Genomic DNA, 26,937 nt, shown 5'->3' on the forward strand with positions numbered 1-26,937 from the left:
TATGAAATCCATTATAAAACATAAATTTCTAAGCAGGGTTGTGGTGCTTGTATTTGCTTCGGCAACACTTCAAAGTTGTTTTGTTACCAAGAATTATGAACGTCCAGAGTTGGCGGAGACGGAGCACTTGTATAGAACGGATAATTTACCAACAGATAGTTTGTCTATGGCGGATGTGTCCTGGAAAGAGTTGTTTACAGATACCTATTTGAGTCAGTATATTGAAGAAGGACTGAACAATAATTTGGACATAAGAATTGCCATTCAGCAAATGGCCGCAGCCGAATCATATGTTAGGCAAGCCAAGGCTAGTTTTTGGCCTAGTGTGGGGGCGGACGCTTCCTTAACACATCAAGAGTTGGCAAAGAACAGCCAGTTTGGGGCGTTTTTTAATGGTTCGTTGCAACAATATCAATTATCGGCAAACCTTTCTTGGGAAGCTGATATTTGGGGAAAGATTAGAAGTCAAAAGCGAGCCTCACAGGCCAGTTTCTTGCAAAGTGTTTCTGCACACCAAGCGGTAAAAACAAGATTGGTTTCCAGTATTGCGGGTACCTATTATCAACTTCTGGCCTTGGATGCCCAGTTGGAAGTAACGAAGGCTACTATTGAAAATAGAGAGCGTAGTGTAGAAACTATCAAAGCCTTGAAGGATGCAGGTCAAGTGACGCAGGTGGCAGTAGACCAAAACATTGCCCAGCTGAACAACACGAAAGCGTTACAGGTGGATATTGAAAAAGCTATTTTCACCACAGAAAATACCTTGGCACTTTTACTAGGGAAGCAGCCACAGCAATTTGAGAGAAGTCAGTTTGAAAGTCAAAGCATCGATACAGAGATAAAGCTGGGAGTACCAACTGTATTGTTGAGAAACAGGCCGGACGTTATGGCGGCAGAGTATAGCTTGGTCCAAGCCTTTGAAATGACCAATGTGGCTAGAACCAATTTTTATCCGTCCTTAACTATAACGGCTGCGGGAGGATTTCAAAGTCTTGAGTTCAATAACTGGTTTGATACGGGGTCTCTATTTGCCAATATCGTTGGAGGTTTGACCCAACCTATTTTCAACCAACGCAAAATTAAGACACAACACGAAGTGGCTTTGGCACAACAAGAGCAAGCTTTACTTAGTTTTAAGAAAACATTGTTGGTGGCTGGTGGAGAGGTGTCCAATGCTTTGTATGCCTATGAAGCTGAAACCAAGAAGTATGTATTCAGGCAGAATGAGGTTGAAGCATTGCGACAAGCGGAGAGTAATTCGGAAGAATTGTTGAACAATGGTTTTGGAACCTATTTGGATTTATTGACAGCAAGAGAAAGTGCCCTTAGTGCAGAATTGAATGTTATAAATAGTAAGTTACAGCAGTTGCAAACAGTGGTGACCCTTTATGAAGCTTTAGGTGGAGGATGGAAGTAACCCTTAAATAGAAAACGTATGACCTTAAAAAGTGACATCTTGGAATGCTCGATTACAAATTTTACCAAATTTGGAAGCAAGCGGTTTACCTTGGATGAGCTGGCTGAGGTAATGGGGATTTCTAAAAAAACTATTTATAAACACTTTAAGAATAAAGAGGAACTAGTAGCCGAAAGTCTATCGGTTCTAGTAGAAAAGTATACCACAGAAATCAATGAGGTGATTCAGGACAATATTGATGATCCTATTCTGTGTATCATATTAATTTACGAAAGAGGGTTTGAGTACTTGAGGTATTTCAAGCCCTCTTTTTTGTTTGGTATCAAAAAGTATTACCCAAAGGCAGACCAGGTGTTTGCCAATTTTTCGGAAACATTTGTGTTTGAAATCGTCTATAAGCTGCTTCAGTCGGCTCAGGAAAATGGACATGTTAAATCTGGAGTCAATTTAAAATTGGTCTGCGAATTGTACTTTTTGAGAATTGATGCCATTGCCTTTAGAAATAATAATCTCTTCGACATCTATAACAAAAGAGAAATATTGAACCATTTAATTGTTTATAATCTTCGGGGCTTTACAGAGCCAAATTATTCAAATCCTTATTTTGAATAGTTTGTTTTTGACTAATTTTGCAAAAAATATCAAGCTTTAAAAACGAGACAGAGTTGTTATGAAAAAAGATATCCAGATTCCAAAAGTAGAGGAGGTTTATGTAGCGGTGGTTAATGAATTCAATAAGGTGCATAGAACCCAAGATTGGAATGCCTACATCATCAACAACAAGGACGTGGATTTAGATACCGTGTTAATTGTGTCCAAAGGCTATAGCGAAAGTAAGGAAACTCCAATTATGAGGCATACCCTAAAGATGCTACCTGCTAGGAGCTATGCCAAAATAGAATTTATGCCCGACGAATTGTTAGCCCTCAACAACGAGTTTAAGATTAGCTTTTTTGAAGGCAATACCATGTTTGATAAAACTTACGTGTTCAGAAAAAACACCATTAACAAAAAGGCATTGCAAACCATCCCGCTTATGCAGGAAAAAGGTGTATTGGTAAAATAAGTGGTGTTAGTCGAGCTTTTCGGTTAACTTTTTAAAGACTTTTTTAGGCTCTTTCCCTTCGTATAGGATATCGTATACGGCATTGATGATGGGTAAATTGGTCTTCTTTTTGTTTTTCTCATTTAGCAAATGGGCGCTTTTGGTAGCGTAATAACCTTCGGCAACCATACTCATTTCCATTTGAGCAGATTTCACCGTATACCCTTTACCAATCATATTCCCAAACATGCGGTTCCGTGAAAACACTGAATATCCCGTTACCAATAAATCGCCCAAATAGGCCGAATTATTGATGTTGCGTTTCATTTTGTGCATTTTCTTGATAAAGCGTTTCATTTCGCGAATGGCGTTGCTCATCAATACACTTTGGAAATTGTCTCCATAACCCAATCCGTGGGCAATACCTGCAGCAATGGCATAGATATTTTTCAGCATGACTGCATATTCAACCCCAATAATGTCATCGCTTATTTTAGTGCGGATATAATCACTGGATAAACTTTTGCCAATGGCTTTTGCCTTACTGGAATCGGCACAGGAGATGGTCAGGTACGACAAGCGCTCCAAGGCAACTTCCTCAGCGTGGCAAGGCCCTGCAATCACGGCTATATTTTCAAAAGGGATATTATAGATATCGTGGAAATGCTCACCAACCAATAGACCAGATTCTGGAATGATACCCTTTACGGCAGACACCACAATTTTTTCAGAGATATCCGTAGTAAGTTTTTCAAGTTCCGAATGCATAAATGCCGAAGGAATTGCAAATATCATCACATCGGCGTATTCCGCTATTTCATTGATGTCATTGCTCAATTTCAATTGTTCCAAATGGAACTCCACAGAGCTGAGGTAGCTTGGGTTATGCTGTTCATTTTCAAGGTGGCCCTTGATGTAACTGCTGCGCATGTACCAACCAACTTCATTTAGGTTCTCACATAACATTTTTACGATGGCAGTGGCCCAACTTCCGGATCCAAAAACAGCATATTTTAAGGGTTTGCTCATTTGATGTCACAATTTTGTAGGCCAAAAATACGTAAAATATAAGTCTTAAATGTTACGAAAGGTTGAAGTAGGTTATGGATTAGATGACAAAGGGCTATTCCCGGGATTTAAATTTGAAAAATTTGTATAACTTTTTGTGACTTGAGTATTAGGATATGTTGGACAGAAAATTTCACGGGGAATTTTTTTGTTGAAAATAACAGTGTATTGTGGTAATCTTTACTATATTTATCCCGTTATTTAACGGTTAAAGTATTGTAAATGTGAGGGATAATTCGTAACTTAAAACTTTAACATTAGATTATGATTTGTTAATTCAAGATTTTGTTTCTTTGGGCGTTCTTAAGAAAGAGGGGCTAGTCAAAAGGAAATACTTGAAGAGCACTTTCAGAACAGATTACAACATTGAATTCTACTTTAGTTAGAAACAACATATAACGATAGAAACTAAATTTTGGTTGGTTATTTAGTTTCCTAAAACGCTCACTTCGATTTCTTCGAGTGAGCGTTTCTTCTTTTCTTACTTTTTTAGTTAGTAACTTTTATTGGAATTGAACTATTATTTTTTGAATTTTACATTATTCATTTGTTGATAATTAAAAATCAAATAGTTATGGGGTTATTTTCGTTCATTAAAGACGCGGGTGCCAGTGTGTTTGGCATTGGAAAAACGGAAGCTGAAGAAGCTGCAGAGGCAAGCGCTGCCAAATTGGAAGCCGAAGCAGCAGCGGCTAAAAGTTTAGAGGAAACCATTACCGATTTAGACTTGAAAGTTAGTGGCTTAAAGGTTGGGATCTCTGGAGATATGGCCACGGTTTCAGGAATGGCTTATGATCAATCTACCAAGGAAAAGGTGGTTTTGGTTATTGGAAATAGCAATGGTATTGCAACGGTAGACGACCAGATGACAGTGGAACATAAGGAGCCTGAAGCGCAGTTTTACACCGTTAAAAGTGGTGACACCTTAGGGAAGGTTGCCAAGCAATACTACGGCAATGCCATGAAGTACCCCATTATATTTGATGCCAATAAGCCCATGCTTAAAGATCCTGATAAAATATATCCCGGTCAGGTGTTGCGCATACCACACCTGAGTTAAGAAATTTAAAACATCCGAAGACCCAATGTAAATTGGGCTTTTATTTTAGGGCTTCTTTCAGTTCTTCAATATCGTATGGTTTTGAAGTGATGATTTTGTTGTTGTCCAAAAGAAAATATGAAGGCGTACCGGTTACATTGTAGTCCTCGGCCAATTTATTATCCCATTTTCCAAGAGCCAGTACATGGATAAAGTTGGGGTAATTTAAAATTTCTGGTGTCCATGTGTTGGTGTCATTTTCCAGGCCAATGGCAATTACTTGCAGGTCTTTAGGAATAATTGTTTTCACTTCTGGCAGTTCAGCGAGGCAATGGGAACAGGTGCTACTCCAAAAGATGACCAAATAACGGCTAGCGATATCGAGGTCGTACAATGTTGTAGATATTTCATTGCCGTCTTTTTTTAAGGTGATGTCAAAATTTTGAGCTTTGTTGCCCACGGCATTTTTTTTGTAGTTGATGATTTCCCTGCTAAGTGGGCCATTATTGGTTTCCTTAGCAAGGTCTTCCAAATACGTATCAATAACATAATTGGCAACTTCGGCATTTTCCATCATTACAAAACGTTGCCAAACTGTATTTAGTAAAGTGGCCTGAACCATGGCGTCAGTGCCTTTCATTTGCTCCATTAAGGAATTGATATTGTCCATATAGATTTTATTGTCGGTGTTTGGAGCCATTCCAAATACATAGGCAAGCACTCTATCGTTCAGGAAATCGGAGCTTAACAATAAGGGATTCGAGAAATCTACATGTTGAAAATAAGTGCGTTTTAAATTTAGTGAATAGGTAGAGAGGTCTTCAAAGCTAGATGGAATATAAGGAGCATTGGCACTAATAAATGTATGGGCCATAGTGCCTTTTGAAGCGTCTTCAAACCCTCTTTGGGTGTCTTCCAAAGTTTTAAAAATGTCCTTATACGCCCCTTGATCAGTGCTTTCTTGCGAATAAAAATTGCTAATGGCCATGTTTACCAATTCCATACTTTTGGTATAGGAGGACCATAGTTTGTTTTCGTTGGAAGTTGTGAATTCCAATCCTTTTTCAATACTGAAATTAAGAGACACATCTTCTTTTCCATTGTAAATTAAATCAAAATTATATTCTTCGGGAGGAAGGGCATACACAATTTTGTAAATACCTGGTTTTGCCGCAGGATCCAATGGAATATGAAAAGTACCATCCTCTTCAATTTCGCTTTTATCCACAAAATTGGTGCCTGTGGGTGTTGCTTCATAAAGTAGGGCATAGGTGAAGTCTTTTGCAGGTGAAAATTTTCCTGATACCTTATGCTGGGCTAGTAGCAATGTGGGAAGAAGCAATAGAAATTGTGCGAGTGTTTTCATATCGTTTTTAAAAAATCTAGGATTTAAAGGCATCAGTTCAATAATTACGCCAAAATTAGGCTGAGGCATTTTTTTTATAGGATCGAAAACTCTCGATCATAACGGTAAATATAATTAATGTTCCACCAATAAATGTATTCCAGGTTGGTCTTTCATTTAAAAATAAATAAGCAATTAAAATTCCAAAAATGGGCTGTATACTGCTAATAATACTGGCTGTACTAGCTTCAAAAAAACGTAAACTTTGAATGAATAGCGTGTGGCCAATAGCTGTGGTTAGCAAGGCAAGCATTAGCACATAGGGGAACTGTTCCTTTACGTTACCAAACCCAAAAAGCCCAATAAATGGTAACAGGGCTATGGATAAAATTGCCACTTGATAAAACATGAGCATGATGCCATTGTAGCGCGCCACATGTTGTTTTAAAATCAAGATTCGGATGGAATAGCAAATGGCAGATGCAATACCAAAAAGAGCGCCTTTAAATTGGCCGCTTTCCAAACTGAATTCTGGAGCCAACATGTAAATACCAAAGCCAACCAACCCTCCCAATAAGAGGTGAATGGGATCAAATTTCACTTTGGAAAATAGGGGCTCCAATAAAGCTGTAATGACAGGGAAAGTAAAAAGAGACAACATGCCAATGGCAACATTGGATAGTTTTAAGGCATAAAAATAGGTAATCCAATGGCCTCCCATTAGCAATCCACTTACCAAAAAAGTAAACCGATCCTTGGAATGAATTCCCAAGGGAATTTTTTTGAAATAACAATAGAGAAATAAAAATACAGCAGCCAGAATAGACCGCCACCAAATGATTACCGTTGTGGGCATTTCGATGTATTTGCCCAAAGTCCCAGAGGTACTAATAAAAATGGTGGCAAGGGTTAGCCAAAAGAGATGGCTTAAATGGCTTCCTTTCATATATCTTGTAGTCTGCTAAGAGCCTGTTTTACAGTTTTTATATGGTCAAAGGTTAACAATAGTCTAAGGCCTGTGCGAGTTTCTTTTTCTTTCATCTTGCAGGCTTGAGGATTAGATTGTACATATTGCAAGACTTTGGTGAAACCAGGGCTCTGGTAAAAGCGACTTTGTTGGTCACTAATAAAATAACCAATGAGTTTGCCTTTCTTCATCAGTACTTTTTCAAGTCCCATTTTGGCTGCAATCCATTTAATGCGTACACTGTCCAAAAGATCTACAACTTGGAATGGCATTTCACCAAAACGATCCACCAATTCTGTTTCAAACTTTTGAAGCGCTTCTTCGGTTTTTATCTCGTTAAGTTGAGTGTACAGGTTGAGGCGCTCCGTAATGTTATTGATATAATCATCTGGGAATAACAGCTCAAAATCGGTGTCGATTGTAATGTCTTTTACATACTCTTTTTCCTTGCCGTCGTCTGGATAAAGATCTTTGAATTCATTTTCCTTGAGTTCTTCAATGGCTTCATTCAATATTTTTTGGTAAGTGTCAAAACCAATATCATTGATGAACCCACTTTGCTCGCCGCCCAACAAATCTCCAGCACCACGGATTTCCAAATCTTTCATAGCGATGTTGAAGCCGCTTCCCAATTCAGAAAACTGTTCTAAGGCAGTAATACGTTTTCTGGCATCTGTTGTCATGGCAGAATATTCGGGGGTGATAAAGTAGCAAAATGCTTTTTTGTTGCTTCGGCCTACACGACCACGCATTTGGTGTAGGTCACTCAACCCAAAATTATTGGCATTATTAATAAAAATAGTATTGGCATTAGGTACGTCCAAACCACTTTCAATAATGGTAGTGCTTACCAATACATCAAATTCCCCATTGATGAAGGACAGCATGAGTTCTTCCAATTTTTTACCATCCATCTGTCCGTGACCAATAGCCACTTTGGCATCTGGTACCAAACGTTGGATAAGCCCTGCAACTTCCTTGATATTTTCAATGCGGTTGTGGATGAAGAAAATCTGCCCGCCTCGCTGAATTTCATAAGTGACAGCATCGCGAATGGTTTCTTCACTAAAACGAATAACATGACTTTCTATAGGGTATCTATTGGGGGGAGGTGTGGTAATCACCGAAAGGTCCCTAGCCGCCATCAAGCTAAACTGCAAGGTTCTAGGAATAGGGGTTGCAGTAAGGGTTAATACATCTACATTGTCCTTAAGGGTTTTAAGGCGTTCCTTAACAGCAACTCCAAATTTTTGCTCCTCATCAACAATTAGCAAACCAAGATTTTTAAACTTCACCGTTTTGTTGGCCAATTGATGTGTTCCAATAATGATATCAACCCCACCACTTTCTAAGCTTTCTAGGGTAGTTCGTTTTTCTTTGGCAGTTCTAAAACGGTTGACATAATCTACGGTTACAGGAAAATCCTTTAAGCGTTCCCTAAAGGTACGGAAGTGTTGGTATGCCAAGATGGTAGTTGGTACCAAAACGGCCACTTGTTTCCCGTTGTCTACTGCTTTAAAGGCGGCACGAATGGCCACTTCTGTTTTTCCAAACCCAACATCCCCACACACCAAGCGGTCCATGGGGCGTTCGCTTTCCATGTCCGTTTTGATATCGGCCGTTGCCGTACTTTGATCTGGAGTGTCTTCGTAGAGGAAGGAGGCTTCCAACTCATGCTGGAGATAACTGTCTGGGTTGTATTGGAACCCTTTTTCCAGTTTTCTTTTGGCGTAAAGCTGAATTAAATTAAAGGCAATTTCCTTAACCCTTGATTTTGTTTTTTGTTTAAGGGTTTTCCAAGCTTTGCTGCCCAGTTTATAGACTTTTGGAGGTTTCCCGTCCTTGCCGTTGAACTTGGTAATTTTATGTAAGGAATGGATGCTGAGATATAATACATCTCGTTCGCCATAAACCAACTTGATGGCTTCTTGTTTTTTGCCTTCGACTTCAATTTTTTGTAGGCCTCCAAATTTTCCAATTCCGTGGTCTATATGAGTTACATAGTCGCCAATATCCAAATTGGTAAGTTCCTTAAGAGTGATGGCCTGCTTTTTAGCATAACCATTTTTTAGGTGGAACTTATGATAGCGTTCAAAAATTTGGTGGTCGGTGTAGCAAGTAATTTTATTGTCATGATCCACAAAGCCTTGATATAGTGAAAGCACAATGGTTTCGTAATGCACATCCTGATCTACATCATCAAAAATATCATGGAAACGTTTGGCCTGTTGCTCACTTACACAGGCAATATAATTGGTGTAACCTTTGTTATGGTTGTTATTAAGATTGTCTATTAATAGTTCAAACTGCTTGTTGAACGAAGGCTGTGGCGTGGTATTGTAATCAATTTCTTTGCTGTTGTCAGCTCCCGAACTAAAGAACGAAGAGGCTCCAAATTCAACAATTGAGAAATCCAAAAGCTGCTTTTTGAACAGTTCCGAATGACAGAACAATTCTTTAGGTTCAGAATGCTTTATTTCTGAGCTTAACTTTTCAAAGGCCTCTTCCGCTTTTTTAAAGAATTCATCGATTCGGCCAAAGAGGATGTCGGCATTTTTGATAAATACCACCGATTTTTTCGAAATATAGTTGAAAAAACTCTGGCGGCTTTCTTCCAAAAGTTTGTTGGCAACGTTTGGAATGATGGTTATTTTTTTAATCTGTTCTGTAGACAATTGCGTCTCCACATCAAAGGTTCGGATACTGTCAACTTCATCTCCAAAAAACTCGATACGGTAAGGTTCGTCATGCGAAAATGAAAACACGTCAACAATGCCTCCACGTACCGAAAATTCTCCGGGTTCGGTCACAAAATCCACACGTTTGAATTTGTACTCAAACAGGATTTCGTTTACAAAATCAATGGAAAGTTTATCGTTTACCGAAATTTTCAAGGTGTTTTTCTCAAGTTCCTTTCTGGTCACTACCTTTTCAAACAGTGCATCTGGATAGGTGACAATTACGGCCGGTTTTTTTCTGGAATTGATTCGGTTTAAAACTTCCGCTCTCAGCAATACATTGGCATTGTCCGTTTCTTCTATTTGGTAAGGGCGCCTATAACTTCCGGGGTAGAACAGAACATCTTTATCTCCCAACAACAGCTCAAGGTCGTTGAGGTAAAAAGCAGCTTCTTCCTTATCGTTAAAAACCAAAAGGAATGGAAGGTCTGTTTCCCGAAAAGTTTCAGCAATTACAAATGATAAAGACGATCCTACCAAGCCCTTTAAGTGGGTTTTTGGAGGGGTAATTTGGTCGTCTTTTTGTTGGGTTTTGGCAATGGCAGTCTGCAGACTTTGCGTTTGCAACATCTGTGCATAGGTTTGCGAGAGAACGGTTTTACTCAAGGCAGAATATTTTATGCAAATATAAAGTTTAGATTTGAAATAGGCCTCAGGCTTTAAAGGTCTAAATGGTTTGAAAATATTACTTTTTTAGGCCGTTTTTATGACAAACAAAATGCCAAACCGGACGGTTAAACGTTCTTTAGAGTCATTGGAGTTCTGTGTCCAATTCCAATTATTTATAAAAACCGGCTATTTTTACTCGGTTGTTTCATAGTGTTTTGGGGTGTTTTTGCAGTGTGTTTAGAGCCTTTGAATAGGGACTTTTAAAAAAGCAAAATTTATGTTTTAAAAGCCTACAAGTTTGACTATATTTGCACGACTTTTAAAAAAGAGAATATATGTCGATTTCAGATTTATTTGACAGCGGATTTAAAAAACGTAATGAGGATCATTTTGCGGCCATTGTAAGGGTTGCCATGAGTGATGGGATTATTAACAATGAAGAACGAGCGTTTTTAGATAGATTGGCAAGAAACCTAGGTATTGATGACCACGATTACTCAGTAATTCTTAAGGACTATAAAACACATCCAATTAACCCACCTACATCTTACGAACTGCGTTTGGAGCGTTTGTTTGATTTGGCAAGAATGGTATGGGTTGACCATATCCAGTCTGATGACCAAGTGAACATGTTGGAGAAATTTTGTGTAGGCCTAGGCTTTAGACCAGACAATGCCAAATACATCACCGATAAGGCTTTGCATTTGGTACAGGAAGGTGTCGATATTGAAATTTTTAAAGAGGAAATGAAAGCAATGAACAAATAGTTGCTACAGGATATCAAAAGAAAAGCGAACCAAATTGGTTCGCTTTTTTGTTTTTAAGAAGTTTATAAGCCACAAATTCAGGAATGTATTTGTCTAAAAAGAAATAAATAGTCGTGTATTCGTGGCGAAATTAAATTAAGGAATGAACCAACGTTCAGTCCCAAACATACATACATACATAGTTGTTATTTAGGATCGGCTAGTTGTATGAATTCTTCTGCTTTTTCTACCATATTTCTACTGCCGCATAAAAATGGAACACGTTCGTGGAGTTCAGTAGGTTGTATGTCCATTATTCTAGTATAGCCATCACTGGCCTTTCCGTTGGCTTGTTCGGCAAGAAAGGCCATGGGATTACATTCGTACAACAAACGTAATTTTCCATTGGTTTTTGGCGAACATTTAGGGTACATATAAATCCCGCCTTTTATCATATTCCTATGGAAATCGGATACCAAGGAACCAATATATCGAGAGGTATAGGGTCTGTCCCCTTCTTCTTTTTGACAATATTTTATATAATCCTTAATTCCTTGTGGAAAGTGGATGTAATTTCCTTCGTTTACCGAATATATGTTCCCATCCAAAGGGAACTCCATATTGGGATGCGATAGGTAAAATGTACCTATGGCAGGGTTTAAAGTGAATCCATTAACCCCGGCGCCAGTGGTGTAAACAAGCATTGTTGACGTTCCGTAAACCACATAACCAGCGGCAACCTGTTGATTTCCCTTCTGAAGGAAATCCTCGATGGTTACTGGAGTGCCTACTGGGGTCACGCGCCTGTACACCGAAAAAATGGTTCCTACAGACACATTTACGTCGATATTGGAAGACCCATCCAAAGGGTCTATAAGGACCACATATTTGTTTTGGTTGTTCTCGTCCTGAGAATTGATGGAGATGAAATCGTCTTCTTCTTCACTGGCAATACCGCAAACTATATTACGGTTGGTGAGGGTTTGGATAAATTTATCGTTGGCCAAAACATCCAATTTTTGTTGGTCTTCTCCTTGAATGTTGGTTTCGCCAGCAGCACCAATAATATCTACCAGTCCTGCTTTGTTAACTTCGTGGTTAACCACTTTGGCGGCCAGTCTGATGGAATTGATAAGTCTTGATAGCTCTCCCGATGAATATTTAAATGCGGCTTGATTTTCTATGATAAACTCTCCTAGAGTTTGATGTTTGTGAGACATGAAAGTAGATCCTTTTGTTTGTGCAAATATCGGAGAATTTTAACCAACTACAACGTTTTCGTAAACAATTATCACGTCAATTTTTTAAGTTTAAATTATATTTGAAATTAGATATCTAATATTATGAATTGTACAATTAGGGAGGCACTTAAATCTGATATGCCCAAAGTGCTGGAGCTCATCCAGGAGCTTGCCGTTTTTGAAAAAGAACCAGATGCAGTGGAAGTCACCATAGGGGAATTGGAGCAAAAGGGATTTGGTGAAAATCCCAGTTTTCATTGTTTTGTAGCAGAGGTAGATAGTGTTGTAGAAGGGATTGCTTTGGTATATATGAGATTCTCCACTTGGAAAGGTGTCGTGTTGCATTTGGAAGATCTTATTGTAAGGCAAAGCATGCGTGGTCATGGTTTGGGTACCAAACTTTTGGATGAGGTTATCAAATACGGAAATCACTTGGGAGTGAAGCGCATTTGCTGGGAAGTGCTGGATTGGAACACCCCAGCCATCGATTTTTACGAGAGCAAAGGCGCCGATGTTAAGCGCGATTGGGACGTGGTACATTTGGATGAACAAGGAATAGCCAACTACATTTCAAAATTATAATATGCAGGTATTTAAATTTGGAGGCGCATCGGTTAAAGATGCTGAAGGTGTTAAAAATCTGGTGTCGGTTTTGGAACAGGTTGGGGTGAAAAATACCTTGATTGTCGTTTCGGCAATGGGTAAAACTACCAATGCTTTGGAAGGTGTGGTTCACAATTATTTTCATAGCCCTGAAGAACTGCAGAGTTCCCTTCAAGAAGTCAAAAAATATCACAACGAAATTTTACTCGAACTGTTTGAACAAGAGGGGCATTCTGTGTTTCAGAAAGTATCTTTACTTTTTAATGAGCTTGCAGAATTTTTCCAAAGAAATAAATCGCCAGACTATAATTATGTATATGATCAATCTATTGGGTATGGTGAGTTGGTGTCTACCACTATCGTTAGTGAATATCTCAACCATGTAGGTTTGGTAAATACTTGGTTGGATGTAAGGAACTGTATCAAAACCGATAATTACTATCGGAAGGCCAATGTAAATTGGGAAGACACACAAACCAATATCACGACTCAGGTAAAACCAGATGTTCTAAATGTCACACAGGGGTTTTTGGGGAGTGATGCCAATAATTTTACCACCACCTTGGGGCGTGAAGGCAGTGATTATACGGCCGCCATTTTTGCCTATTGTTTGAATGCCGAAAGTGTGACTATTTGGAAGGATGTGGCAGGGGTTTTAAATGCCGATCCACGGTATTTTGAACATGCCCAATTGCTGCATCGAATTTCTTATACCGAAGCTATAGAATTAGCCTTCTATGGGGCTTCGGTGATACATCCAAAGACCCTTCAGCCTTTACAAAAAAAGGAAATTCCTTTACATGTAAAATCCTTTTTGGAGCCGCAAAGTAAAGGGACTACGGTGTGTAAGGGAGTGGATATAGAACCTAAGGTGCCTTGTTTCATCGTAAAGAAAAATCAGGTGCTGATTTCCTTGTCTTCATTGGATTTTTCATACATCGTGGAAGATAATATCAGTGCTATTTTCAACTTACTGCATACTTACAAAATGAAGGTGGATGTTATCCAAAATTCCGCCATTAGTTTTTCCGTGTGCGTGGATAATTTGTATGATAACCTAGATAAGTTATTGCAGGATTTAAAAGCGAATTTTAAGGTCACTTGCTATAAAAACGTCTCTTTATATACCATACGACATTATAATAACACGGCTATTGAGGCTTTGGAAGATGGTAAAACTTTGCTCTTGAAACAGTTAACGCAAGATACGGTGCAGATGGTAACCAATTGAACAATTTAGTACATTTGTCATTATGAGTAAACAACAAAATGCTGGTTTGGTAAGTGCTAAGGAAGTAGCTAAAGCCATACAAATGGACAAGTACGGGTTTGTAGGGACTTTCTCGGGATGGGTATTGATGAAGTTGCTGAAAATAGCTAAGTTAAACAAGATTTACAATCGTAATAAGCATTTCTCCGATCTTGAATTTTTGGATAAAATCTTGGAGGAATTTCAGATTAAGTTTGAAATCCCAGAGGAAGATTTAAAGCGGCTTCCCAAAGATGGAGCCTATATCACGGTATCCAATCATCCTCTTGGAGGTATTGATGGTATTTTGCTGTTGAAGTTGATGTTGGAGCAACGTCAGGATTTTAAGATTATTGCCAATTTCTTGTTGCACAGAATAGAGCCTCTTAAAAAGTATATTTTACCTGTGAATCCTTTTGAGGATCGCAAAGATGTGAAGTCTAGCATTGCCGGATTTAAAACTGCTATCAAACATTTAAAAGAAGGTCATCCCCTTGGGATTTTCCCGGCAGGAGAGGTGTCGACTTATAGAGATGGCAAATTGGTAGTTGATAAGCCGTGGGAAGCAGCTGCTATGAAATTGGTAAAAAAGGCAGAAGTGCCTGTGGTGCCTATTTATTTCCATGCCAAAAACAGCAAGTTGTTCTACGAACTTTCCAAAATCAACGATACATTTAGGACTGCAAAATTACCATCGGAGCTGCTAACACAGAAGCGTCGTGTGATTAAGGTGCGTATTGGACGACCTATTTCTGTGAGTGAACAAAAGGAGCATCTGACCATGGATAGTTATTCCGAATTTGTACGTCGTAAAACCTATATCCTTTCCAATTCATTTGATGAAAAAGGGAAGTTTCTTAGTAATTTTTCTACTACTCTTAAGGCTACAAAACCACCAAAACGTATTGTAACACCAATTGCTACCGATGTGATGGTGGCAGAAGTGGATGCTTTGCGAGAGAACGATATGAGGTTGCTGCAGAGCAAAAATTATGAGGTGTTTTTGGCGCCTGCCAGTGTCATACCAAATAGTTTAAGGGAGATTGGAAGACTGCGTGAAATTACCTTTAGGGAAGTAGGAGAGGGAACTAATGAAGCTATCGATTTGGATACTTTTGATACCTATTACCACCATATGTTTTTGTGGGATAACGAACGTCAACTAATTGCCGGGGCTTACCGAATGGGCTTGGGAGCGGCTATATTTGAGAAGTACGGAATCGATGGATTTTATCTGCAGGATTTGTTCCGTTTTGAACCGGAATTGTATAAAATGATGAGCCAGTCCATAGAAATGGGACGTGCTTTCATCATTAAGGAATATCAACAAAAACCGATGCCTTTATTCCTTCTTTGGAAAGGGATTGTGCATACCACTTTACGATATCCAGAGCACCAATATTTAATAGGTGGCGTGAGTATTAGTAATCAGTTTTCCAATTTCTCGAAGTCTTTGATGATCGAGTTTATGAAATCCCATTACTACGATCCTTATGTGGCGCAATATGTGCGTCCGAAAAAGGAGTTTAAGGTAAAGCTAAAGGATGCCGACAAAGATTTTGTCTTTGATGAAACCGAAGCCGATTTGAATAAGTTTGACAAGATTATTGACGAAGTAGAACCAGGAGCTTTGCGTTTGCCAGTATTGCTAAAAAAATACATTAAGCAAAATGCGAAGTTGGTAGCATTCAATGTGGATCCTCTGTTCAATAATGCTGTGGATGGCCTGATGTACATTAAAATTGCCGACCTGCCAGAAAGTACCGTTCGTCCTGTTATGGAAGAGTTTCAAGCCGAGTTAGAGCAAAAACTCTCCGAACAAAACGATGTGGAGAGTGCGGGGTAATATTCAGGATGTAAACTGAAATATTAAAACCAAGGTTTCTTCCCTAATTGGTAGGTTTTATAGAATTCTCCGTCGGTTTTCGTAAGGTAAATGATACCTTCTATAACGGTAAATACCCATACCAAAAAGCCCAAGAACCCAAAACTAAGCACGGATAGCACGATGGTTGCGATCAATAGGATGAGCCCTTCTTTGTTGTATCCCAAAACAAATTTATGAATACCAAAGCCGCCCAATAAAATGGCCGTTACGCCAGCGAGTACTTTTTTATTAGTCCCCGTAGTTTTTTCGAAGGCTTCTTTGGCACTTTCTCTAAATTCCCTAGTAGCCTCTTCGGCTTCCTTGCCAAATTCTTTAGCACTGTCCTTGGCTTCTTTACCAAATTCTTCGGCTTTATCGGCTGCTTTTTTAGCTGTTTTTTTGGCGTCGCCCAACATTTCGTTAAGGTCGTCTCCTAGGCTTTTTTCATCAGACATGACTGTGAGTTAATGGTTAGATATTTAAAAATACTAAAAAATACTATCGTTTGCTCCATGAAGGAGAAGAGAATATTTTCTTACCTATTTTATTTTGGCTTACTTAAATGCTTGGTCAATAGGTTCCCATAGCTCAATTTTGTTACCGTCGTTGTCCAAAATCCATGCAAATTTTCCATAGTCGTATGTTTCCATATCTCCCACAATGATGACACCTTCTTCCTTTAAAACTTTCAACAAAGCTTCCAAATCCTCAACCCGATAATTGAACATAAAACCCTTTTGGGAAGGTTCATAATACTTGGTGTCTTTTGGAAAGGGACTCCATTGGGTAGAGCAATCATTGCCGTCTTTGTCTTTCCACCAAAAAGTACAGCCGTAATCATCGGTATTGAAACCAAGGTGCTTTTTATACCATTCTTTGGTGGCGTTGGGATCGTCGGTTTTAAAAAATAAACCGCCAATGCCTGTTACTCTTTTTTTCATATGGTGATTGTTGAGTGATTATTTTTTCTTCAAGGCGTTTTCATAGACCGAAATCCATGCTTCAGGTGTCATTTTGGTACATAATTCCGCAATTAATTGCATTGGGATTTCATTGATGCGTTTAAACCGAATACAGCTTTTACCCATATCTAATTTGTATTTGCTGTATTTGGGATATTCTTTTACAAACCATTCGTGAATTTCGGGTACGGCATAAATGCCGCTATGGTATAGATTGATGGAGTTTTTCTGTGAGGCGAAACTCATAAAGGGCAATGGTTCCTCTGGGGTACAGTGATAACCTTTGGGGTATAGGCTATGCGGTACATAGTAACCTATCATTCCATATTGAATGCCTTCCTCGAAACCTTCGGGGAGGTTGTCTTTGATTGTCTGTCTTAGTGTTTTTAAAACGTTTTGACGTTCTTCTGGTACCTGACTGATATAATCCTCTGGGGAGCTGGCTTTATATTGCATGTTAGAATTGCTGTAATGTTAATATGCTAAAGATAGTATAAAAACAGCGAATCCTATTTAGTTTGGATTGGGTGGTTTAGTAAAATTCGGCTTTGATTTTATCTACAATGGTTTGCGCCAATTTCTCTTTACTTTCAATGGTCCAGCCTGCAATGTGGGGAGTGAGCAATACGTTTTGTGCCTGAATTAGATATTTAAAGGCTTCGGGCATTTCTTCTAAAAACAGGTTTTCAAAGGAGGCCTTTTCATATTCCAAAACATCCAAACCAGCACCTAATATTTTACCTGTTTTGAGAGCGGCAACCAAATCTTCGGTTGCCACACTCTTGCCACGGGCTGTGTTGATAAACCAAAATGGTTTTTTGAATTTATCAATGAATGTTTTATTAATCATTCCCAAGGTAAGCGGTGTTTGTGGGGTGTGTAGGCTCACTACATCCACTTGTTTACAGAACACTTCCAATGGTACTTGTTCTGCATTGTTGTCGCCTACACCTGCCTGTATGTCGTAGCACAAGACGTCTACTTCAAAACCCTTCAGTTTTTTTGCAAAAGCTTTTCCCATGTTGCCATACCCAATAATACCTATTGTTTTGCCATCTAGTTCCACACCTCTATTGGCTTCGCGAAGCCATTTGCCTTGACGTACTTCGGCATCGGCTTTGTTAAGGTTGTTGAATAATGAAAGTAGCATACCCAAAGCCTGTTCGCCTACGGCATTTCGGTTGCCTTCAGGAGCAGCAATCAATGAAATGCCTTTTTGCTGGGCATAATCACAATCAATATTTTCCAAGCCGGCACCAACGCGACCAATGAATTTTAGGTTCGTTGCGGCATCCAAAAATTGCTTGTCAATGGTGAATCTACTTCTAATAACGATGCCTTCATATGCCTCGATTTTGGATTCGATTTCAAATTTTGTAGAAGTGTAATCTTCATGATTAGTGAATCCCAAATCATTAAGTTGCTCAATTAACAAAGGGTGATTGGTATCGAGGTGAAGGATGTTCATAATAGTTGCTAGAAACCTAGAATCATTTTGGCGATTAGGAAATAAATTAAAATTCCAAAGATATCGTTGCTTGTGGTGATGAATGGTCCTGTGGCTACAGCAGGATCTACACCACGTTTATCCAAGAATATGGGGATAAAAGTACCCACAAGAGCTGCAATGACAATTACGGTAATCAAGGCCACGCAAATGGTAATGGAGACCAAATAAGGGGTTCCAAAAAAGAAATGGCTAATTGGCAAAACAATCATGGCAATACCAACACCATTTACCAAGCCCAATAGGAATTCCTTGAAGAGGCGTCTTACTATTTTTCCTTTTACCGTGTCATTTGCCAAACCTTGTACCACAATCGCAGACGATTGTACACCTACATTTCCTGCTGTTGCTTGGATAAGCGGAACAAAGGAGAGTAGTATGGTATATTTTTCCATAGCCGTTTGAAAGCCAGAAATAATCGTAGCTGCTCCTAATCCGCCGAACATACCTATTAACAACCAAGGCAAACGTGCTTTGGTCAATTCAAAGATGGTATCATCGGCTTCAACGTCTTGAGAGATACCGGCAGCCAACTGGTAGTCTTTATCGGCTTCTTCCCGGATTACATCTACAATATCGTCGATGGTAATACGACCCAACAATATTTGGTTGTCATCTACTACAGGGATAGCCTCCAAGTCATATTTTTGCATCACCTTGGCTACTTCTTCTACATCCTCTTCTACATGTACATAATCTACATTTTTGATGTATATATCACCAATTTTTTGGTCGCTTTTGGCGGTAATCAAATCTTTTAGCGAAAGGCGCCCAATTAGTTTTTCCTGTTTGTCTACCACGTAAATGGAGTGTACACGGGTAACATTTTCTGCTTGTCCTCTAATACGGCGTAAGCACCCTGCAACGGTCCAGGTGGCATAAACCTTAACGAGCTCTTTGGCCATTAATCCACCGGCGGTATCCTCGTCGTAAGCCAAAAGCTCCGTAATTTCCGCTTTATGCTCTTCGTCTTCAATGTTGGAAATAACTTCCTGTTGACGTTCTTCGGAAAGTTCTGCTAGAATATCGGCGGCATCATCGGTGTCCAGCTCTTCGATTTCCTCTGCAATTTCCTTTGCAGAAAGGTTTTTTAGAACCTTTTCCCTGTTGTCTTCATCCAACTCCATCAGGACGTCGGAAGTGGTTTCAGAATCGAGCAATTTGATAACGTATATGGCTTCGTCCAGATCTAGTTCATCTAGGATTTCGGCTATATCGGCATAGTGAAACTCTTTCAGGAGTTTGCGCAGCTCTTTGTTGTTTTGTTCTTCAATGAGTTGCTCAACCTGTTCTATCAGTTCATCTGTCAGTTCAAATTGTATGTGCTCTCTTTCTTCAGACAAAGGGATATATGTTATTGGTTTTCAATTAGGGATGTGAGTTCGATAAACTCTTGAACGTTGATTTGTTCGGGGCGCTTGCCAAATATAACATTTGCTTTTAAATTTTCTGAAGAAATGAGGGTTTTTAAACTGTTGCGCATTGTTTTTCTGCGTTGTTGGAAAGCGGTTTTTACGACCTTAAAGAAGAGGGCTTCATCAACCGGAAGGGTATAATTCTCCTTTCGTTTTAAAAGTAATACTCCAGAGTCTACTTTTGGAGGCGGATTGAATACGGTTGGAGGAACGGTAAATAGGTACTCGGCATCATAAAAAGCTTGAGTGAGCACAGATAGAATGCCATAAACCTTGTTGCCTTCTTTGGAGCAGATGCGTTGGGCTACTTCCTTTTGGAACATTCCTGAAAACTCCGGAATCTGATCACGCATTTCTAAAGCCTTAAAAACGATTTGGGATGAAATATTGTAGGGGTAATTACCAATAATGGCGAAAGGTTCCTCTCCAAAAACTTCGGTAAGGTCGTATTTTAAAAAGTCCTTTTCAATAACGCGATCAGCAAGATTGAGGTAGTGGCTTTTAAGATAGTCTACCGACTCGGTGTCAATTTCAATAACATGGGTAGTGATGTTCTTTTTTAGGAGGTATTTGGTAAGAACTCCCATCCCTGGGCCAATTTCCAATACATGTTTGTATCCTTCCAAGGAAAGCGAGTCTGCAATTTTTTCGGCTATGGACTCGTCGGTTAAAAAGTGTTGCCCTAAATGTTTTTTTGCTTTTACCTGATGTTGATGTGCCATAATCGAAATGGTTTTGTAAGTGTTTGAATGAGGTGTGCTATAGCTATAAGCCCTATTTGGCTTATAAATTAGTTGAAATCAACGGTGTATTCATCGATGATTTCCAATTCAGTTCTAAATGCCAACATCTTATCTGCGAATCTTTTCAGGCCTTCATTTCTTAACTGCATGGCAAATACTTCGTAATATTCGTCCAAGGCTTGTCTTGAGAGTGCCCTGTACTGAATGGAATATGTTAAGCCTCCTTTTTCTTCCTCAACCAAAACTCTAGTAAGTTTGGCTCCTTTAAATTTTCCTGTGGCCAATACTTGTGGAATGTGTTCGGATTTCATCCACTCCAACCATTCTTCTTTTATGGTCTCTTCAATATGCGTTGTGACGTTATAAATAATCATAGTCTTGGTAATTTTTTGCAAATAACAGGAGTTCCCTATCATCTTCAAAGGCTTTTGTTCTTTTTTCATAAGATAAGCCTATTTTTTGTATTTCTAAGCAGGTATTTGTGAATTGTTTAGTAGGAAAAGGAAGGCGAAAAATTTGGAGAGGAAAAGCTCCAATTGGGTGAGTGAAAAGTTAAAATTTAATTGATGGTGTCTCCTCGAAGCATTCTAAATTTCTTTCTGGCATCCACAAAGTAGATGCTGTCTTCGTGATTAAAAATGATTTTTTCGTAAAGTTCTTTAGCCTTTTCGGGTTGCCCCAATTTATTGGTATAAAGTTCCGCCAGAAAGTAGTAGGCATCATCGGCCAAGATATCTTCGCGGTAATTGGCAATGATCAATTGGTAATTATTGGCGGCTTTTTCAAATTGTTTTTTCTTTTCGTAAAGTTGTGCTTGTTTAAACAATGCTTGGTCTTCAATACTTTCACCTTTGTGTTCGGTAAGCACTTGGTCCAATAGGCTGATGGCTTCATCTGTTTTGTTTTGAAAAGCCATTAAATCTGCTTTGGCATAAAGCTTTAGTGCTACATGAAGAGAGTCTTCGTATTTGTTGTCCGAAATCAATAATTTCAAATCCAGGGCATCATTGGCTATGAGTTGAGAGGTGGAGGATTTTAATATTTTTAATTGGGATTCGGCCCATTCAAAATCGCCCTTGTAATAACTGGTTTTTGCCACCTTAAAACGGGCCTCCTGGGAGATGGTACTATTTTTAAGGTTGGCCTGAATTTGGGAATAAAAAATCAAGGCTTCGTTAAATTTTTCCTGATATACCAGAATATCTGCCAATTTCAGTTTTACGGTAGCTTCTTGGAAATCTGAAAGCTCCAATTGCAGGGATTGTTTTAAAAATTTGGTGGCAAGCTCAGGTTCATGCTTATAAAAGGCCAGAAAGTTTCCATAGGCAATCTGAAGCGGAACAGTTTGTTCGTAAGTGCCATATTCTTTAAAAATATTCTGGTACTGTGCATCGATGCTGTTGTAGTCCTTTGAAGAAGCATTGGTAGTTTCTATTTCCAACAAGAATTGATGTGCTCTCAAGATGCTGGAAATGTCTTGGGAGTTTTGTAAAATATATTCAAAGATGTCGGTGGCAATTTCATCGTCGTTTTCGTTCAAGGCTACCATGGCCAGCTCCATAATCCGATCAAGGCTTTCTGGATTTCTTTTGTAAAGGGCTTTTTCCTGAGTGAAGGATTTTGCATAATCTTTTTCCTGAACATATAACCAGCTCAAAAGGTCATACCAATACACATCTGGATTACTTTGGATTTTCTTTAGTAGTAGCTTTTTGAGGTGAACATTATTTTCGTTGTCCTTGTTTTCGGAAACAAAATCGCTAAACGCCCTTTTTGCATTATTGATAAACTCTGGTTTATCCTCAATATAATCGATGTAGTTGGAGAACATTTGCTCAACATTGCCTTGTTCACCATAAATTCTTGCCAACTGGATGTTGTAATTTTGATCTGGATTGAGTTCTATGCCACGTTTATAAACCATTATGGCTTTGTCCAATAGGGAATGGTCTTCAAACTTTCTGGCAATACTGCTCACATAAATTGGGCGTTCCTCAATTTTTTGAATGGCCTGATTGTAATAGTGTTCTGCTTGGGCTGTGCTGTCCTGAAGTTGATAGTTATATCCCATTTCAATCAATAGCGTAGGAAAGGAACTTCTGCTGATACGTTCGGAAAGCATTTGTCCTGCTTTGTCGTATTGTTCCAGTTGTTGGTAGGTCTCTACAATTTTGTAAAGATATTTTGTAGAGCCGGGTTTGGCCTCATCCAATTGTTGGTAGATGATGAGTGCTTTTTCAAAATCACCTTGTTTAAAATAGTTGTCTGCAAGTTGCTCGCTTTGGGAAAATACCAAAGTGGTCCATAGCGCCATAACAAGTAAAACTATCTTTTTCATAAGGCTAATTTATGTAAATATAAGCAATGCGCTTGCCACTTGATGTGAATGTTTTGATAAAAAAAATGCCCGAACCTAGGTTCGGGCATTACCAGCCAAAATAAATGTGCTATTAATCATTATTCTTTAAAATGATTCAATTATTCTGCTGTGGCAATTTTTAATGCTATATGTTGATTTACAATAATTTCTTTAAAAGAAAATTTTACTTACTAACACAATGAGTGAAATAAGTATAATGATGCGCTTAAGATTTTTCATAAGTAGGTCGTTTTAATCGCTGTACTAACTTCATACTTATTTACAAAAAATCAAAATAAAACTACAAAAAATCGACGAACGGCATTGTTTTTTTGCGTTTTGTCGATTTTTTATAGTTTTTTCTTACAAATTTATATTTTTTCGAAGCCTGTGTAAGGAATTAGCACTTCTGGGATGTTGATACCGTCTTCGGTTTGGTAGTTTTCCAGTATCCCTGCAAGCACTCTTGGTAAGGCCAGGGAACTACCGTTAAGTGTATGGCATAACTGCTTTTTGCCTTCTCCATTTTTAAATCTAAGTTTAAGGCGATTGGCCTGAAAAGTCTCAAAGTTTGAAACGGATGAAATTTCCAACCAACGATCCTGTGCGGTTGAGAAAACCTCAAAGTCATAAGTAAGCGCTGAAGTGAATCCCAAATCACCACCACACAAACGTAAAATACGGTAAGGCAATTTTAGTTCTTGAAGAATGCCCTTCACGTGTTCTACCATTTCATCCAACGCTTGGTAAGATCTTTCTGGGTGTTCCACACGTAAAATTTCAACTTTATCAAATTGATGTAAACGGTTAAGGCCTCTTACGTGTGCCCCATAACTTCCAGCCTCTCTTCTAAAGCAAGGTGTGTATCCTGTTAAGGCTATTGGTAAATCGGCTTCATTCAACATTTCATCTCTAAAAATGTTGGTGGCTGGTACCTCCGCTGTAGGGATTAAATACAAATTGTCCTCGGTAACATGGTACATTTGCCCTTCTTTGTCCGGCAATTGACCAGTTCCAAATCCAGAAGCTTCATTTACCAAATGTGGCAATTGGTATTCTGTATAACCGGCTTCAGTATTTTTATCTAAGAAATAGCTGATAAGTGCCCGCTGTAATCGAGCGCCTTTTCCTTTGTAAACAGGAAATCCAGCACCTGTAATTTTATTACCGAGTTCAAAATCTATGATGTCATGTTTCTTTGCCAATTCCCAGTGAGGTAATGCACCTTCCGGTAGCACCGGGACATCTCCTTCACGGTATACTTCCTCATTGTCCTCATCCGTATTTCCTGCAGGAACAATCGTATTGGGAACGTTTGGTATTTTATACAAAAGCTGATTTAAAGCTTCTGTAGTTTCATTAAGCTGATCTGAAAGGGTTTTTGAATCTTCTTTCAGTTGGCCTGTTTTTTCCTTTAAGGCATTGGCTTCGGCTACTTTTCCCGATTTGAACAACATTCCAATTTCCTTGGAAATACTATTGGATTCAGCTAAAATGTTGTCCAATTGTGTTTGGAAACCTCTTCTGTCCTCGTCTAATTTAAGGACGGTTTCTATCATTTCGGTGGCATCGATATTTCGTTTAGACAAACGGGTAATGATATCGGCTTTGTGTTCTCTAATAAAAGGTACTTGTAGCATGTGCTTTAAAATTTAAGGAACAAATTTAAGGAATTAGCTATAAAATCAATCTTGTTTTGAAGGCAAAATCCAAGAACTGTGTTTGTAGGGTTCCCAAGGTACACTGGCCAAATCTACGCTGGAATCTATAAGCTCTTGCCGTGGTTTACCATTGACACTTACATGGCAGGTGACATAGACCTCTACGTCAAATCCCTTCTCGGCAAAATCCTTTTTTAAATGTTGGGAAAACTGCCAAATGACGTCGGGTTTAACCATAGCTCCCCTTATTTGTTTTCTGGTGAGATAATCGCTGAGCCTTATGGGTAATTCTTTGCCAGTAGCTTTGTCAATTACTTTGTAGGTTGCCATACCATTTTTGGCTCTCAACATCATACGCCAGGATAGACGATGGCCTTCTTCGGTCCATAATACATCATCTTTTATAAAATGATGACGCAATGGAAGTCCAATTTGAGCTAAGAAGTAGACTGAAAAGACGGCGATCATAACTTTATGGTACTTCGGAACAAGAATCTCGCTCCTAGCATAAAATTCTTTCTTTCTTAAGAATAGCTTTTGAATGGTTTTTGGTTCAAAAAAGAATAGGTTGAAGGCCAATGATAGGTAAGGAAAAATCCCTACTTGAAATACAAATGAATTGAACAGATGAAAGAAGATGGAAGCGATAAAGGCATATTTTCTAGTGGGTTTCCATAGCATTAAGGGAATCACTAATCCGTCAAACAAAATGCCACCATAAGCCAAGCAGTAGTGGACCCATTTTTGCTGTAAAAGCTCGCCAACTAAAAAATAGTGTTGTTTGGATTTCAAAATCAAACCAATGGCGGATGCATCTAGCCAATCGGGGTACATTTTAGCTATGGACGCATAAGTGTAAACAATAAAAAGTTGTAGCACAAAAAGATATTTATACCATTGCGGCATGGAATTGCTTTTGATTTCAGGGTTTAGTTTGGAGTCCAAAGAGAGATATCTGTTGGCAGGTTGAATAACCATCATGGCGCTTAGGAGCATCAACAAATAATAATGATTATTGTAAGATGACTTCTGCATGAAATATGTTCCCGACCACATGATGGTGAAGGCAAGCATGCTCCAACGGTATTTGTAGCCCACCATGATGAAGAGACCGAAAAGCCCCATGAGGGCATAGTAAACATACATGCCGTTACCAGGTAATGGTTGCAGCCATTCAAAACCAATAAATGAAAAAGTGAATTTTGGTTCTACCAAGGTGCGCTTGATCCATCCTGTAAAAATGGCTCCTATACTTTCACAAATCAATAGAAATCCAAAAATAATTCTAAAAACCACTAGGGCACTATTATCTATATGCTTGAATAGAATTTTATTCATTGATAAGGGAAATGAATTTCAGGGAGTTTTCTTGATCCAATTTTAATTGTTGTTGCAATAGGGCTACCGAAGCAAATTTTTGTTCATCCCGAAGGCGGTGTAATAATTCAACCCGAACGGTTTTACCGTAGAGGTCTTCATCAGTGTCAAAAAAATGAACTTCAATGGATTGTTTGGTTCCATTTACGGTTGGGTTCGTTCCGATATTCATCATACCGTAAACCGTTTTTTGATTTGAATGGGATTTTACAACATACACCCCGTTTTTTGGAATGAGTTTGTAGTCTTCTTCAATATAAATATTGGCCGTTGGAAAGCCAATTTGTTTGCCCAGTCCTTTTCCTTGGGTAATGGTTCCTGTTAAAAAATAAGGATAGCCCAAATACGAATTGGCGGTAGCAATATCCCCGTTGTCCAAAGCGGTTCTTATTTTGGTGGAACTTACAGCAACATTTTCAATATCTTCAGCAGAGATTTCCTCAACTTCAAACTCAAATTGGGTTCCAAAAGATTTTAGGTCTTCAATATTTGCACTCCTGTTTTTGCCAAAACGATGGTCGTATCCAATAATGATATGCTTGGCATGCAATTCATCCACAAGGATGTTTTTCACATAATCATGGGCCGATAAATTGGCGAAATCCTTGGTAAAGGTTTTTACGATTAAGTGGTCCAAGCCCATTTGCTCCAAGATTTCCTGGCGTTCAGTAATAGTATTTAAAAGTTTGATGCTGGCATCTTTTTGAAGCACCATCCTTGGGTGTGGGAAAAAAGTGAGTATGACAGATTCCAGTCCTTTGTTCTTGGCGGTTGCTATAAGGCGTTTGATAATTTTTTGATGGCCAATATGTACGCCGTCGAAGGTGCCAATGGTTATGACTGAAGGTTTGTCGATATATGTTGTTGAGGAATTGTGTAGTTTCAAGCCTATAATTTTGTGTAAAAATAGGTATTAAAGCTATTAAAATAAAAAAGGAGGATTGAAATTGTCAATCCTCCTTTTTTGCTGTAGGCAAGG

The 26,937-nt window shown here is 38.8% G+C and carries 24 protein-coding genes; 8 read left to right on the plus strand and 16 right to left on the minus strand.

Translation table 11 applies throughout. The features are described from left to right. Position 1: 1 nt before the first annotated feature. From ZA05_RS05960 to ZA05_RS05970, 3 genes are read left to right on the plus strand one after another with little or no spacing between them, the layout of a single operon-like run. Positions 2-1,417 (plus strand): efflux transporter outer membrane subunit, encoded by a 1,416-nt coding sequence (locus ZA05_RS05960; RefSeq protein WP_053990775.1) that lies wholly within the window; start codon positions 2-4, stop codon positions 1,415-1,417. Positions 1,418-1,435: 18 nt separating this feature from the next. After that, entirely contained in the window at positions 1,436-2,029 is a 594-nt protein-coding gene (locus ZA05_RS05965; RefSeq protein WP_053990776.1) for a TetR/AcrR family transcriptional regulator, read from the plus strand. A gap of 58 nt (positions 2,030-2,087) precedes the next feature. Next, positions 2,088-2,483: a hypothetical protein gene (locus ZA05_RS05970; protein ID WP_053990777.1), complete on the plus strand. Its 396-nt coding sequence runs from the start codon at positions 2,088-2,090 to the stop codon at positions 2,481-2,483. A gap of 6 nt (positions 2,484-2,489) precedes the next feature. On the opposite strand, the gene ZA05_RS05975 is transcribed toward ZA05_RS05970, so the two are convergent. Next, entirely contained in the window at positions 2,490-3,491 is a 1,002-nt protein-coding gene (locus ZA05_RS05975) for an NAD(P)H-dependent glycerol-3-phosphate dehydrogenase (RefSeq protein WP_053990778.1), read from the minus strand. A 613-nt stretch (positions 3,492-4,104) separates the two neighbouring features. Between ZA05_RS05975 and lysM the strand changes: the two genes are divergently transcribed. Continuing rightward, on the plus strand, positions 4,105-4,590 hold the full coding sequence (gene lysM, locus ZA05_RS05980; RefSeq protein WP_053990779.1) for a peptidoglycan-binding protein LysM: 486 nt from the start codon (positions 4,105-4,107) through the stop codon (positions 4,588-4,590). Between the two features lie 40 nt (positions 4,591-4,630). On the opposite strand, the gene ZA05_RS05985 is transcribed toward lysM, so the two are convergent. From ZA05_RS05985 to mfd, 3 genes are read right to left on the minus strand one after another with little or no spacing between them, the layout of a single operon-like run. Then, a complete protein-coding gene (locus ZA05_RS05985) occupies positions 4,631-5,935 on the minus strand; it encodes a thioredoxin-like domain-containing protein (RefSeq protein WP_053991032.1) in 1,305 nt (434 codons plus the stop codon). A gap of 55 nt (positions 5,936-5,990) precedes the next feature. Continuing rightward, positions 5,991-6,860 (minus strand): DMT family transporter, encoded by an 870-nt coding sequence (locus tag ZA05_RS05990; protein ID WP_053990780.1) that lies wholly within the window; start codon positions 6,858-6,860, stop codon positions 5,991-5,993. Then, positions 6,857-10,225 carry a transcription-repair coupling factor gene (mfd, locus tag ZA05_RS05995; protein WP_053990781.1) on the minus strand — a complete coding sequence of 1,123 codons (3,369 nt, stop codon included), beginning with the start codon at positions 10,223-10,225 and terminating at the stop codon, positions 6,857-6,859. Before mfd ends, ZA05_RS05990 begins: the two co-directional genes overlap by 4 nt. Positions 10,226-10,563: 338 nt before the next feature. On the opposite strand from mfd, the gene ZA05_RS06000 reads away from it, so the two are divergent. After that, on the plus strand, positions 10,564-10,995 hold the full coding sequence (locus tag ZA05_RS06000) for a fructose 1,6-bisphosphatase (RefSeq protein WP_053990782.1): 432 nt from the start codon (positions 10,564-10,566) through the stop codon (positions 10,993-10,995). Between the two features lie 185 nt (positions 10,996-11,180). Here ZA05_RS06000 and fbp read toward each other — a convergent pair whose 3' ends face one another. Beyond that, entirely contained in the window at positions 11,181-12,194 is a 1,014-nt protein-coding gene (gene fbp, locus ZA05_RS06005) for a class 1 fructose-bisphosphatase (RefSeq protein WP_053990783.1), read from the minus strand. Positions 12,195-12,317: 123 nt separating this feature from the next. On the opposite strand from fbp, the gene ZA05_RS06010 reads away from it, so the two are divergent. From ZA05_RS06010 to ZA05_RS06020, 3 genes are read left to right on the plus strand one after another with little or no spacing between them, the layout of a single operon-like run. Beyond that, complete coding sequence (locus ZA05_RS06010) at positions 12,318-12,797, plus strand: GNAT family N-acetyltransferase (protein WP_053990784.1); 480 nt, start codon at positions 12,318-12,320, stop codon at positions 12,795-12,797. Between the two features lies 1 nt (position 12,798). Then, positions 12,799-14,049, plus strand: a complete 1,251-nt coding sequence (locus tag ZA05_RS06015) for an aspartate kinase (RefSeq protein WP_053990785.1) — start codon at positions 12,799-12,801, stop codon at positions 14,047-14,049. A 22-nt stretch (positions 14,050-14,071) separates the two neighbouring features. Next, positions 14,072-15,913: a lysophospholipid acyltransferase family protein gene (locus ZA05_RS06020; protein ID WP_053990786.1), complete on the plus strand. Its 1,842-nt coding sequence runs from the start codon at positions 14,072-14,074 to the stop codon at positions 15,911-15,913. A 23-nt stretch (positions 15,914-15,936) separates the two neighbouring features. On the opposite strand, the gene ZA05_RS06025 is transcribed toward ZA05_RS06020, so the two are convergent. The 11 genes from ZA05_RS06025 to ZA05_RS06075 all read right to left on the minus strand — a co-directional run bounded on the left by ZA05_RS06025 (position 15,937) and on the right by ZA05_RS06075 (position 26,844). Next, positions 15,937-16,389 carry a TM2 domain-containing protein gene (locus ZA05_RS06025; protein WP_082333697.1) on the minus strand — a complete coding sequence of 151 codons (453 nt, stop codon included), beginning with the start codon at positions 16,387-16,389 and terminating at the stop codon, positions 15,937-15,939. 99 nt (positions 16,390-16,488) lie between these two features. Beyond that, positions 16,489-16,875 carry a VOC family protein gene (locus tag ZA05_RS06030; protein ID WP_053990787.1) on the minus strand — a complete coding sequence of 129 codons (387 nt, stop codon included), beginning with the start codon at positions 16,873-16,875 and terminating at the stop codon, positions 16,489-16,491. 18 nt (positions 16,876-16,893) lie between these two features. Next, positions 16,894-17,352 (minus strand): DUF1801 domain-containing protein, encoded by a 459-nt coding sequence (locus ZA05_RS06035; protein ID WP_053990788.1) that lies wholly within the window; start codon positions 17,350-17,352, stop codon positions 16,894-16,896. A gap of 76 nt (positions 17,353-17,428) precedes the next feature. Then, a complete protein-coding gene (locus ZA05_RS06040) occupies positions 17,429-18,364 on the minus strand; it encodes a 2-hydroxyacid dehydrogenase (protein WP_053990789.1) in 936 nt (311 codons plus the stop codon). Between the two features lie 8 nt (positions 18,365-18,372). Then, positions 18,373-19,746, minus strand: a complete 1,374-nt coding sequence (gene mgtE / locus ZA05_RS06045; protein WP_082333698.1) for a magnesium transporter — start codon at positions 19,744-19,746, stop codon at positions 18,373-18,375. An 11-nt stretch (positions 19,747-19,757) separates the two neighbouring features. Beyond that, positions 19,758-20,540, minus strand: a complete 783-nt coding sequence (gene rsmA, locus ZA05_RS06050; protein WP_053990790.1) for a 16S rRNA (adenine(1518)-N(6)/adenine(1519)-N(6))-dimethyltransferase RsmA — start codon at positions 20,538-20,540, stop codon at positions 19,758-19,760. A 68-nt stretch (positions 20,541-20,608) separates the two neighbouring features. Further along, a complete protein-coding gene (locus ZA05_RS06055) occupies positions 20,609-20,935 on the minus strand; it encodes a DUF4286 family protein (RefSeq protein WP_053991035.1) in 327 nt (108 codons plus the stop codon). A 185-nt stretch (positions 20,936-21,120) separates the two neighbouring features. Further along, positions 21,121-22,899, minus strand: a complete 1,779-nt coding sequence (locus ZA05_RS06060) for a tetratricopeptide repeat protein (protein WP_053990791.1) — start codon at positions 22,897-22,899, stop codon at positions 21,121-21,123. Between the two features lie 392 nt (positions 22,900-23,291). Next, positions 23,292-24,560, minus strand: coding sequence for a serine--tRNA ligase (gene serS / locus ZA05_RS06065; protein WP_053990792.1), 1,269 nt, complete (start codon positions 24,558-24,560; stop codon positions 23,292-23,294). Positions 24,561-24,605: 45 nt separating this feature from the next. Continuing rightward, positions 24,606-25,919 carry an HTTM domain-containing protein gene (locus tag ZA05_RS06070; RefSeq protein WP_053990793.1) on the minus strand — a complete coding sequence of 438 codons (1,314 nt, stop codon included), beginning with the start codon at positions 25,917-25,919 and terminating at the stop codon, positions 24,606-24,608. Further along, entirely contained in the window at positions 25,912-26,844 is a 933-nt protein-coding gene (locus tag ZA05_RS06075; RefSeq protein ID WP_053990794.1) for a bifunctional riboflavin kinase/FAD synthetase, read from the minus strand. Before ZA05_RS06075 ends, ZA05_RS06070 begins: the two co-directional genes overlap by 8 nt. Positions 26,845-26,937: the final 93 nt, after the last annotated feature.

It is taken from the genome of Mangrovimonas sp. TPBH4 (genome assembly GCF_001280505.1).
In the GTDB taxonomy this organism is placed as follows: domain Bacteria; phylum Bacteroidota; class Bacteroidia; order Flavobacteriales; family Flavobacteriaceae; genus Mangrovimonas_A.

Excerpts from the sequence above, each read along its gene's own strand:
- ZA05_RS05960 (WP_053990775.1), top strand. The coding sequence starts at position 2 with ATGAAATCCATTATAAAACATAAATTTCTAAGCAGGGTTGTGGTGCTT.
- ZA05_RS05965 (WP_053990776.1), top strand. The coding sequence starts at position 1,436 with ATGACCTTAAAAAGTGACATCTTGGAATGCTCGATTACAAATTTTACC.
- ZA05_RS05970 (WP_053990777.1), top strand. The coding sequence starts at position 2,088 with ATGAAAAAAGATATCCAGATTCCAAAAGTAGAGGAGGTTTATGTAGCG.
- ZA05_RS05975 (WP_053990778.1), bottom strand. The coding sequence starts at position 3,491 with ATGAGCAAACCCTTAAAATATGCTGTTTTTGGATCCGGAAGTTGGGCC.
- lysM (WP_053990779.1), top strand. The coding sequence starts at position 4,105 with ATGGGGTTATTTTCGTTCATTAAAGACGCGGGTGCCAGTGTGTTTGGC.
- ZA05_RS05985 (WP_053991032.1), bottom strand. The coding sequence starts at position 5,935 with ATGAAAACACTCGCACAATTTCTATTGCTTCTTCCCACATTGCTACTA.
- ZA05_RS05990 (WP_053990780.1), bottom strand. The coding sequence starts at position 6,860 with ATGAAAGGAAGCCATTTAAGCCATCTCTTTTGGCTAACCCTTGCCACC.
- ZA05_RS06000 (WP_053990782.1), top strand. The coding sequence starts at position 10,564 with ATGTCGATTTCAGATTTATTTGACAGCGGATTTAAAAAACGTAATGAG.
- fbp (WP_053990783.1), bottom strand. The coding sequence starts at position 12,194 with ATGTCTCACAAACATCAAACTCTAGGAGAGTTTATCATAGAAAATCAA.
- ZA05_RS06010 (WP_053990784.1), top strand. The coding sequence starts at position 12,318 with ATGAATTGTACAATTAGGGAGGCACTTAAATCTGATATGCCCAAAGTG.
- ZA05_RS06015 (WP_053990785.1), top strand. The coding sequence starts at position 12,799 with ATGCAGGTATTTAAATTTGGAGGCGCATCGGTTAAAGATGCTGAAGGT.
- ZA05_RS06020 (WP_053990786.1), top strand. The coding sequence starts at position 14,072 with ATGAGTAAACAACAAAATGCTGGTTTGGTAAGTGCTAAGGAAGTAGCT.
- ZA05_RS06025 (WP_082333697.1), bottom strand. The coding sequence starts at position 16,389 with ATGTCTGATGAAAAAAGCCTAGGAGACGACCTTAACGAAATGTTGGGC.
- ZA05_RS06030 (WP_053990787.1), bottom strand. The coding sequence starts at position 16,875 with ATGAAAAAAAGAGTAACAGGCATTGGCGGTTTATTTTTTAAAACCGAC.
- ZA05_RS06035 (WP_053990788.1), bottom strand. The coding sequence starts at position 17,352 with ATGCAATATAAAGCCAGCTCCCCAGAGGATTATATCAGTCAGGTACCA.
- ZA05_RS06040 (WP_053990789.1), bottom strand. The coding sequence starts at position 18,364 with ATGAACATCCTTCACCTCGATACCAATCACCCTTTGTTAATTGAGCAA.
- rsmA (WP_053990790.1), bottom strand. The coding sequence starts at position 20,540 with ATGGCACATCAACATCAGGTAAAAGCAAAAAAACATTTAGGGCAACAC.
- ZA05_RS06055 (WP_053991035.1), bottom strand. The coding sequence starts at position 20,935 with ATGATTATTTATAACGTCACAACGCATATTGAAGAGACCATAAAAGAA.
- ZA05_RS06060 (WP_053990791.1), bottom strand. The coding sequence starts at position 22,899 with ATGAAAAAGATAGTTTTACTTGTTATGGCGCTATGGACCACTTTGGTA.
- serS (WP_053990792.1), bottom strand. The coding sequence starts at position 24,560 with ATGCTACAAGTACCTTTTATTAGAGAACACAAAGCCGATATCATTACC.
- ZA05_RS06070 (WP_053990793.1), bottom strand. The coding sequence starts at position 25,919 with ATGAATAAAATTCTATTCAAGCATATAGATAATAGTGCCCTAGTGGTT.